6 protein-coding genes are annotated in these 7,746 nt (G+C 44.3%); 5 read left to right on the top strand and 1 reads right to left on the bottom strand.

Going from position 1 to position 7,746, the window contains the following annotated elements:
- Positions 1 to 702, top strand: a 702-nt coding sequence (locus VL121_RS07860) for a cytochrome c biogenesis protein (RefSeq protein ID WP_325403920.1), incomplete at its 5' end; no start/stop codon positions are given.
- Positions 703 to 1,004: 302 nt separating this feature from the next.
- Here VL121_RS07860 and VL121_RS07855 read toward each other — a convergent pair.
- Positions 1,005 to 1,136 carry a hypothetical protein gene (locus tag VL121_RS07855; protein WP_325403918.1) on the bottom strand — a complete coding sequence of 44 codons (132 nt, stop codon included), beginning with the start codon at positions 1,134 to 1,136 and terminating at the stop codon, positions 1,005 to 1,007.
- A gap of 60 nt (positions 1,137 to 1,196) precedes the next feature.
- On the opposite strand from VL121_RS07855, the gene VL121_RS07850 reads away from it, so the two are divergent.
- The 4 genes from VL121_RS07850 to VL121_RS07835 all read left to right on the top strand — a co-directional run bounded on the left by VL121_RS07850 (position 1,197) and on the right by VL121_RS07835 (position 7,711).
- The gene (locus VL121_RS07850; RefSeq protein ID WP_325403922.1) at positions 1,197 to 2,741 is read left to right on the top strand and encodes an ABC transporter ATP-binding protein; all 1,545 of its coding nucleotides are present in this window, start codon (positions 1,197 to 1,199) and stop codon (positions 2,739 to 2,741) included.
- Positions 2,725 to 4,488: an ABC transporter ATP-binding protein gene (locus VL121_RS07845; protein ID WP_325403916.1), complete on the top strand. Its 1,764-nt coding sequence runs from the start codon at positions 2,725 to 2,727 to the stop codon at positions 4,486 to 4,488. Before VL121_RS07850 ends, VL121_RS07845 begins: the two co-directional genes overlap by 17 nt.
- Positions 4,489 to 4,643: 155 nt before the next feature.
- Positions 4,644 to 6,824, top strand: coding sequence for an outer membrane protein assembly factor BamB family protein (locus VL121_RS07840; protein WP_325403914.1), 2,181 nt, complete (start codon positions 4,644 to 4,646; stop codon positions 6,822 to 6,824).
- A gap of 113 nt (positions 6,825 to 6,937) precedes the next feature.
- On the top strand, positions 6,938 to 7,711 hold the full coding sequence (locus tag VL121_RS07835) for a cupin domain-containing protein (protein ID WP_325403912.1): 774 nt from the start codon (positions 6,938 to 6,940) through the stop codon (positions 7,709 to 7,711).
- Positions 7,712 to 7,746: the final 35 nt, after the last annotated feature.

Below are 7,746 nucleotides of genomic sequence, written 5' to 3'. Positions count from 1 at the left end.
CTACTTTACAGAAACCGGAATGCTTTTATTCCTGCCGCCGGGGCTTTGGTGGCCATGATTATGATGGGCTTTGCACACGGAGGATCCATGCTCGATCCGCAGATTACGAATTTGGAACCCGTTCTAAAATCCTATTGGTTGATGGTTCACGTAGGCATCATCACTTCCAGTTACGGATTCTTCGGGCTGTCGGCCGTATTGAGTGTAATTTCATTAATGCTGTTCAGCGCAAAACCCACTCCTAAAATAGAGCATTCTATTAAGGAATTGACCATCGTTAATGAAATGGCATTAGCCGTCGGACTCTTTGCCCTTGGCGTAGGTACTTTTCTGGGAGGAATGTGGGCCAACGAGAGCTGGGGAAGGTACTGGAGCTGGGATCCCAAAGAAACCTGGGCATTTATATCAGTTATATTTTATGCCGTGGTACTTCACCTGAGATTGGTTCCGAAACTTAGGGGAAAACTAACGTTTAATATGGTGAGCCTATGGGCGATATGGTCTATTATATTTACTTATTTTGGTGTAAATTATTACCTGTCCGGATTACATTCCTATGCTGCCGGCGACCCTATGCCGATTCCCCCATGGATTTATATTACTGCAGCATCTATGCTGGTTTTATCTTTAGTAGCTTATTTTAGAAACAAAGGAAGAAAGCAAGAAACAAAAAGTGATATTGATAAAAACCTGAAGGTTTAATCCTTATACTGTATATATCCGGTACTATACCCAGGCGCAGGAAGCCAACGCTCTTTTCCTGCACCACATTGGCATTTTTACGCTGTACGAACGCTGACTGCATATATCCTTCCGGTACTCTGTCCCGAAAATTTGAAGCCGCTTCGGGGGGCTGCATAAAAGCCATTGTGGGCAGCCATGAGGCCCTGGCGCTACCTTATACATAGCATCCTCCCCTTAACCGGATGTTAACAAGTACGTGATCGTTCTTAATCAACTTACATTTGCATCTTTTAATTTGCAGGATAGAGATGCTAACATTATTAATTAAAAGGATCAATGAAGCGCAAACCGGGAGTACTTAGTTTACTGAAGCCATACCGCGGGTTGGTATTGCTGTTGCTGTTGTTTACCCTGTTGAGCAATGCCATCAACCTCTGGCTTCCTAAAATCATAGCAAATGGTATAGACGCGTTTACGGCAGGCCGTTTTGTATTGTATCCGGTGCTGGTTAAATTTTCGGTGGCAATACTCTGTATATTTCTCTTTACTTACCTGCGAACATCATACAAACCTATGCCTCGGAAAGGGGGGCAAGAGACCTCAGAACAAAGCTGTCTGACAAGCTTTCTGTACAAACGGCAGCTTTTATTGAAAAGGCCAATCCATCCAAATTGCTTACCAATCTTACCGCGGATGTTGATTCCGTTAAAATGTTTATTTCGCAGGCCATTGTATCGGTCATTTCTTCCGTATGTATTATTATCGGCGCCAGCATTTTACTCATCAGCATCAACTGGAAACTGGCTTTATGCATTATAGCAATCATTCCTGTTATAGGCATCACTTTTTTTCTGGTACTGCGTAAAGTAAGGGCGTTGTTCATTCAAAGCAGGGCGGTAATTGACCGGTTGAACAAAATCATTAATGAAAGCATCCTGGGCGCGGCGCTCATACGCGTAGTAAATGCGCAGCAACTGGAGTATAATAAATTTTTTGATGCCAATACCAATGCCAAAAATTTCGGGCTGGCTATTCTGCGGCTTTTTGCAGGGCTCATTCCCGTAATCACTTTTACAGCCAATATAGCGGCATTAACCATCCTGGCGCTGGGCGGTCATTTTGTAATTAGTGGCAGCATGAGCCTGGGCGACTTCGCGGCTTTCAACAGCTATTTGTCTATGCTCATCTTTCCCATACTGATTATTGGTTTCATGAGTAATGTAATTGCGCAGGCTACGGCTTCGTACGACCGCATAAGAATAGTGATGGAAACACCGGGCCACACGGAAACAGGAACTATTGCTGCCACATTGCAGGGCGGGATTGAATTGAAAGATGTGAGCCTGGCATATGAACAAAGCCCTGTTTTAAGAGATATATCATTTACCATAAGCAGGGGCTCAAAAACAGCGATCATTGGGCCTACCGCTGCCGGTAAAACGCAGTTGCTGTATTTACTTACAGGACTGGTAAAGCCCGACTCCGGCTCTGTAATATTCGATGGTGAAAATATGGAGCGCTATAACAGCGCGTCTTTTTACAGCCAGGTTGGATTTGTTTTCCAGGACAGCATTATTTTTAATATGAGCATTCGCGAAAACATTGCCTTCAGCGACACCGTAACAAACGCATCGCTTGCCAAAGCCATAGCAACAGCAGAACTCAGGGAGTTTATTGACCTGTTGCCTGATCAGTTAAGTACCGTTGTTTCTGAACGCGGTTCCAGTCTTTCGGGCGGCCAAAAACAACGCATCATGCTGGCACGCGCGCTGGCTATTGAACCTAAGATATTGTTGTTAGATGATTTTACCGCCAGGGTTGACCATACCACCGAAAAGCGGATTCTTGAAAACCTGCAGCGAAATTACCCCGGGCTCACCCTCGTATCCGTTACACAAAAAATTGCCAGCGTAGAACACTATGACCAGATCATACTGCTTATGCAGGGAGAACTTATTGCCAGCGGTAAACATAGCGAACTGGTGCGTACCAGCCCTGAATATGTACAACTATTGAATGCCCAACAAAGTACCAGCAATTATGAATTACAACCTTAATGCAGTTTCGGAACAGCAGCAAAAAACATCTGCCTATGCTGCTCTTAAAGGTTTGCTCCGGCTCATCGCGCATGAAAAAAGTAACCTGGCGCTTGCCATTATAGCCATTGTGCTGAATGCCGCGCTCAACCTGCTGGGCCCGTTTTTAATAGGGTATGCCATTGATCATTATATAGCGCAAAAGCAATATCACGGACTGCTCGTGTTTTCAGGCATATTGCTGGTTATTTATTTGCTGGCCTTGTTTACCAGCTATTTTCAAACGCAACTGATGGGAAGCGTAGGGCAACGCCTGCTGTTTACTTTACGCAACGCTATATTCAATAAGCTGCAGATTTTGCCCGTTGCTTTTTTCCATGCCAATAAAGCGGGCGACCTGATTTCGCGTGTTAATAATGACACAGATAAATTGAATACCTTTTTCTCGCAATCATTAGTACAGTTTATAAGCAGTATTGTAATTATGACGGGAGCAGGCATTTTTTTACTGCTCATTAATGTGCAGCTCGGCGCTGCCACACTTATGCCGGCATTGCTTATTTTAATATTTACAAAGCTGGTATCGCCGTGGATTAAAAAAAAGAGTGCCGTTAACATGGCGGGTGTGGGTAATATGAGCGCCCAGATACAGGAAAGCCTTAATAATTTTAAGGTGATCGTTGCTTTTAACCGTCGCGATTATTTCCGGAAACGTTTTGATGAAGCCAACCGGTATAACTATACAACTGCTATAAGCGCAGGACTTGCCGGTAATACCTTATTGCCGGTATATGGTTTATTGTCGGGGCTGGCGCAGTTGATCGTATTGCTGTATGGTATACACCTCATTGCCGCCGGCAGTTTTTCCATTGGACTGCTGGTGAGTTATTTAGCCTATGCCACGCAGTTTTATAATCCTTTAAGGCAACTGGCTACATTATGGGCCAGTTTCCAGGTAGCCCTTGCCGGGTGGGACAGGATAGCGCAAATACTTTCCTTAAACACCAACCTTGCAGTAGTTGAGAATATAACCGCAGAACCGGATTCCACGGCAGTGGTGGAGTTCAGGAAGGTATACTTCGGTTATACGAAAGGGAAAGAGATACTGCACAATATTAGCCTGCAACTGCAAAAAGGTAAAACCTATGCTTTTGTTGGCCCCACAGGCGGGGGCAAAACCACTACGGCATCGCTGATCGCAAGGCTATACGATCCCACTTCGGGTACCATACTGCTTAATGGTAAGGACCTGCGTGCCTGCCAGCCGGAAGAGCTGTCTAAAAAGATTGGATTTATACTGCAGGAGCCTTTTTTATTTACAGGCACGGTAAAAGATAATATTTTGTATGGCAATGCGCAATACCGGCATTACAGCAATGAGCAACTCCGGCAGGTGATTAAAGAAGCCGGGCTGGAAAGTTTGCTCACCATTTTTGAGAACGGACTGCTCACAGGCGTATCTTCCGGCGGGGACAGCATCAGCCTGGGACAAAAACAACTGATCGCTTTTATGCGCGCTGTGCTGCGCAATCCGGATATACTTATTTTGGACGAAGCCACTGCTAATATAGATACGGTTACGGAGCAATTGCTGGAAGAAATATTAAATAAACTACCCGCTCACACTACCCGCATCATAATAGCACACCGCTTAAATACCATCCGCAATGCCGATGAAATATATTTTGTGAATGCAGGTGAAGTTATTCGCGCCGGCTCTTTTAATGAGGCGATAGATAAGCTCTTACACGATAAAAGAGTAAGTTAGCACTGAAAAAGCAGCACCTGAGCCGCGCCGGGTCTGCTCACATTTTACGTTTGACACAGCACTAGTAAGGTCTATAGGATGTTTTAATGCGTTTTAACCATGACATTTATTTTTTCTTAACCAACATATAATCCAACTTTTTTAATACTATCATTATGCGTAACGAAAGCATCTCTCTTTTATCCGGCATCTCCCTTAAATGCGCTGTTTTGACATCCGGTTTGTGCTTTATTTTATCTTGTCATTCGGGCGATGAAAAAAAGAAATATGACAGTTGGACGGTAACCGGAGGCACGAAAGAGAATATGCGCTATTCTTCCTTAAAGCATATTGATACCAATAATGTAGATCGGCTCACAGTTGCATGGATATATCATTCTGAGCAACAGGATGATCGCCGCTTTGGTCCTATGCAATGTAATCCAATAATAGCAGGCAATATACTTTATGGTGTTTCGCCCAGGCTGAAACTATTTGCAATTGATGCTGCCACAGGTATAGAAAAGTGGAGCTTTGATCCGGCAGATTCGCTTCAGAACAAAACCTGGACACGGAGAAGCATCAACATGAACCGCGGTGTGGCCTATTGGGAGGAAGGAGATGATAAGCGGATCATATATACCGTTGGTTCAGTAGCGTTTGCCGTAAATGCCGTAACCGGCCGGCTCATTCCGGAATTTGGAACAGATGGCGGGATAAATTTGCATAAAGGTTTGGACAGGGATGAACACACCGTAGGAGTAACGCCTACTTCGCCTGTTATGATCTATAAAAATTTATTTTTTTTAAGTGGTTTAGTGAGTGAGGCCACCCCGGGGCATATCCGGGCATTTGATGTAAAAACCGGCGAACAAAAATGGATATTTCATACCATCCCTTATCCGGGAGAGCCGGGTTATGAAACCTGGGAAGATACTACCGCTTACCGGCATATGGGTTCTGCAAACAGTTGGTCTGGATTCAGTCTTGATGAGAAAAGAGGAATCCTTTTTGCAGGAACAGGCAATCCAACCAACGACTTTTACGGTGGTAACAGGATTGGGCACGGATTATATGGCAACTGTGTGCTGGCTATTGATGCACTTACCGGAAAATTAATCTGGCATTATCAAACCGTTCATCATGATGTGTGGGATATGGACATATCCAGTCCCCCGGTATTAATAACCCTTGAAAGGAACGGTAAGAAAATTGATGCTGTTGCGCAATCAACGAAGACGGGTTTTATATTTATTTTTGAGAGAGAGACGGGCGAACCATTATTCCCTGTTGAAGAAAGGCCTGTTCCAACTGATTCTGAAATACCCGGAGAACAATTATCTCCTACACAGCCTTACCCGTTATTGCCGAAGCCGTTTGCAAGGCAATTGCTTACTGAACATGATCTGAATACGCTGGTGAGCGACTCTTCTTATCAGGATATTAAAAAACGATTTCAGTCTTACCGCTCAACGGGTATGTTTACGCCTCCCGGTACACAGGGAACAATCATTTTACCGGGTTATGATGGAGGAGGTGAGTGGGGAGGACCGTCTGTTGATCCTGAGACGAATATTTTATATGTGAACGCCAACGAAATGGCCTGGGTATTGAATATTGTGGAAAATAAGCCCGATAAAAAGAACACTACTCAATTGCAGGCGGGTGTAAGTCTTTATCAGCGGCACTGTATGAGTTGTCACGGGCCTGAAAGATTGGGTTCCGGCGACTATCCATCAATTGTTGGCATCGAAAAAAAATACAATACCAGGCAGTTCAGTGAATTGCTATCAACAGGCCGCAGAATGATGCCGGCATTTAATCATCTTTCTAAAGAAGCGCAGCATGCTATTGCTGTTTTCCTGCTGGATATAAAGTCGCAGCATAATTTGCCCTATACCGGGCATATCGAAAGCATGGGGCAGAAGCCCTCCTATGGTTCTACCGGTTATAACAAATTTCTTACAAAAGAGGGTTACCCTGCTATTAGCCCGCCCTGGGGCACACTCAATGCCATTAACCTGAACACCGGTGAATATGAATGGAAGGTACCTTTAGGCGAATTTGAGGCGTTAAAAGAGAAAGGAATTCCAACAACAGGGAGAGAAAATTATGGAGGATCGGTTGTTACAGCAGGTGGTGTATTATTTATTGGAGCTACGGCTGATGGAAAATTCAGGGCGTATAACAAAAGAACCGGAAAACTTTTATGGGAAACTGCGCTTCCTGCTCCGGGTGTAGCTACACCATCTGTATATTCCGTTAATGGAAAGCAATATGTTGTAATTGCCTGTGGAGGATCGAAATGGGGAGGTCCATCCAGCGATTCCTATGTAGCGTTCGGGCTTCCTGATTAGTAGTCGCACAGGCACTTCATCAAAAGCTGTTGCAGGCTAACAGGCGACCCCGGCGCTGAACGAATGCCAAAAATTATTGTAGTATATTGAGTTACAAACTTCAATCTTGTACAATGATGAAATATGCCAGTTCCTTTCTGCTGCTATATATTAGTTGCGCGTCATTTGCCCAAACGGATACTATTCCTTCAGGAGTGTATTATGTGAATGAGCTACCGGTTCTCCATGACTCCAGTCGTTACAGGATACAGATCATGGATGGTTGCACAGCTTATCTTTCCAATTTGGAAGTACATATCACCATGCTGGAGCCGGGCAAATCCGCGCATCCTCCGCACAAACATGCTAATACCGAAGAGCTGATTATTGTAAAGGAAGGAAAGTTAAAAGTAACCATTGCCGGTAAAACGAAAATATTAGGGCCGGGAGCTGTAGCTATGGCTATGCCGGGCGATATGCATGAAGCTGTAAATGATAGTAAGGGGAGGGTAAGTTATTACCTGTTGAAATATACAAAAAAAGGAACTGATTCCATTGTACCAAACACAAAGGCGGTACCATCCATACTGGTTGACTGGGATGAAGTGGCTGTACAAAAAAACGACAGGGGTTTCAGGCGTCAGCATTTTAACCAGCCTACGGTTTTGTTTGAAAAATTTGATATGCATGCCACCACGCTTAAGCAAAATGAGATCAGCCACCCGCCGCATGCCCACCGGCAGGAAGAAATTATTATGGTAAGAAAGGGAAATATTGAAATGCAGATTGGAAACACATTTCAAAAGGCCCAGCCGGGAGATCTTATCTTCCTGAACAGCAATATCCCGCACGCTTTAAAAAATGTAAGTAAAGGAGAATGTGAATACTTTGCCTTTCAGTGGCAATAGCATTCAGCTTTACTCATAAGTCGCGCCGGGGGCTT

This window comes from Agriterribacter sp., from assembly GCF_035497235.1.
In the GTDB taxonomy this organism is placed as follows: domain Bacteria; phylum Bacteroidota; class Bacteroidia; order Chitinophagales; family Chitinophagaceae; genus Agriterribacter.
Note: the sequence above shows the minus strand (reverse complement) of the source record. Positions and strands in the feature narration are given on the sequence as shown.

Coding starts and splice junctions, on each gene's coding strand:
- VL121_RS07855 (WP_325403918.1), bottom strand. CDS start 1,136: ATGATTTTAGGAAGCCAGAGGTTGATGGCATTGCTCAACAGGGTAAAC.
- VL121_RS07845 (WP_325403916.1), top strand. CDS start 2,725: ATGAATTACAACCTTAATGCAGTTTCGGAACAGCAGCAAAAAACATCT.
- VL121_RS07840 (WP_325403914.1), top strand. CDS start 4,644: ATGCGTAACGAAAGCATCTCTCTTTTATCCGGCATCTCCCTTAAATGC.
- VL121_RS07835 (WP_325403912.1), top strand. CDS start 6,938: ATGATGAAATATGCCAGTTCCTTTCTGCTGCTATATATTAGTTGCGCG.